The following is a 432-nucleotide window of genomic DNA, read 5'->3' on the forward strand; positions in this document are numbered from 1 at the left end:
ATCCTGCGGTAAAAGTCGAGGAAGCGGTCCGGAGACCAGTGGAAGAAGACGGGTCCAAGCGTCAAGGCGATTTCCGTCCGGGCGATTTCCGTCAGGGCGATTTCGGACACCGACTATCTCCATTTCTTCTCGTAAGCGCCGGCCGTCTGCCGAGCCCCTTCCGACTGGCCGGCGAGAAGGCGGTCGACGTCGACAGCCTCACCGCCATCTTCGACCGCGTCGACTGCTTTCCTGAAGGTGCGCACGACCTCGCCTACATAGCCCTTGCCGCGCTGGCGTCCTTCGATTTTCAACGCAGTCACCCCGGCGGCCTTCAGGCCCGCAATCATCCCGCCGGCATTCAGGCTGACGGGATCCTCGAACAGATGGGATGTCTTGCCACCGGCTTTGAATCTGCCCTTGCAGAGGGTGGGATATCCCACCCTCTGCAAG

General features: G+C 61.8%; 1 protein-coding gene. It reads right to left on the minus strand.

The annotated features are described in order from the left end of the window. Positions 1-113: 113 nt before the first annotated feature. The coding region (locus EOA38_RS38705) for a U32 family peptidase (RefSeq protein ID WP_189435284.1) at positions 114-432 on the minus strand (319 nt) is incomplete at its 5' end.

The sequence above is a fragment of the Mesorhizobium sp. M1E.F.Ca.ET.041.01.1.1 genome (assembly GCF_003997355.1).
Lineage (GTDB): Bacteria > Pseudomonadota > Alphaproteobacteria > Rhizobiales > Rhizobiaceae > Mesorhizobium.